Below are 1,391 nucleotides of genomic sequence, written 5' to 3'. Positions count from 1 at the left end.
CACTGAAGAGGGCATCCTGTTCAGCGCGGCGCAAGCGTATATGAACGTGATTCGCGACCGGCAGGTCGCCGTGCTGACCGAGCAGAACCTGCAGTTCCTGACCGAAACGGCGCGCGCGGCGCGTTCGCGCTTCGAAGTTGGCGAAGGCACGCGCACCGATGTCGCCCAGGCCGACGCTTCGCGCGCCGCCGCGGTGGCGTCGCTGAGTGCTGCCCGGGCGCAGGCGCTGGCAAGTGCGGCGCTCTATCGCCAGATCGTTGGCGACGAGCCGGGCAAACTCAAGGGCGCTTCGCCGGTGGCAAAGCTGTTGCCGTCGAGCCTCGCCGCCGCCGTCGGGGTGGCCTCGAACGAGCATCCGGCCATCCTTGCCACGCAGCATCTGGTCGATGCCGCGGCGTTTTCGGTGAAGTCGGCCGAAGGTGCGCTGTTGCCGCAGCTGTCGGCTTCCGCCGGCGTTTCGAGCGCCTATCGCAATACCTCGCCTTTGCCGGGTGTCGGTTCGCAGGATGGCACGACCAATTCGGCCAGTGTCGGGGCAACGCTGACCATCCCGATCTATTCGGGTGGCCGCACCTCGGCGATCGTGCGCCAGGACAAGGAATCGCTCAGCCAGGCCCGCATCCAGGTCGATGTCAGCCGCGACCAGGTGCGCCAGGCCGTCACCGCCGCCTGGACCGAGTACACCGCCGCGCAGCAGCAGCTGACGGCCAACAGGCAAGTGATCGAAGCCGCGAAGCTGGCACTGAACGGTGTCATCGAAGAGCGCAATGTCGGCCAGCGCACCACGCTCGACGTCCTCAATGCGCAGGCGACGGTCATCACCGCCCAGATCAACCAGGCCGGTTACGAACACGATGTGGTGGTGGCGAGCTACGCCATCCTGCAGGCGACCGGCCGTCTGTCCGTCGACCGCCTTGGCTTGCAGGTAGCGAAATACAAGCCTGAAGAGCACTACAACGCGGTCAAGGACAAGTGGTACGGACTGCGCACGCCGGACGGCCGCTGAGGCGTTCGGCCTGAACTGGCCGTGTTCCCTGCTTGAGCAGGATCTTTCGCGCTGCGGCTCTCGGGTTCAGATGGCGCTAATCTGTTGAAATCCCACAAGTCCCCAGATTGGGGATTCTCGTGCGGCGATCCGTCGGTTACGCTGTGGCCATGATTCGATCCGGCTCTGCCGGAGCGGAAAACCCAACAGGGGTCACAAGGGCGGCGGATGTGACGATGGCAACGGCAAGCAGCGCACAGCGCGAACCTTCCATGGAAGAGATACTGGCTTCCATCAGGCGGATCATCGAGGACAGCGACGGCGGCCGCAAGCAGCCGGGCGACGCCGATGAGCTGAGCCAGGATCTGGAGCGCGCGTCGAGCGCCTATGCAGCCCCCGACGCGGA

1 protein-coding gene and 1 pseudogene are annotated in these 1,391 nt (G+C 65.6%); both read left to right on the top strand.

Going from position 1 to position 1,391, the window contains the following annotated elements:
• Positions 1-1,006 (top strand): TolC family outer membrane protein (locus EN969_RS31095; protein WP_127419736.1); only part of this gene is annotated, 1,006 nt, incomplete at its 5' end.
• Positions 1,007-1,221: 215 nt separating this feature from the next.
• Positions 1,222-1,391, top strand: a pseudogene (locus tag EN969_RS36385) (DUF2497 domain-containing protein); the annotation flags it as partial.

The organism is Mesorhizobium sp. M7A.F.Ca.CA.003.01.2.1 (assembly GCF_003998945.1).
Lineage (GTDB): Bacteria > Pseudomonadota > Alphaproteobacteria > Rhizobiales > Rhizobiaceae > Mesorhizobium > Mesorhizobium ciceri.
The sequence above is the reverse complement of the archived record's forward strand: the minus strand, read 5'-3'. Positions and strand labels throughout refer to the sequence as shown.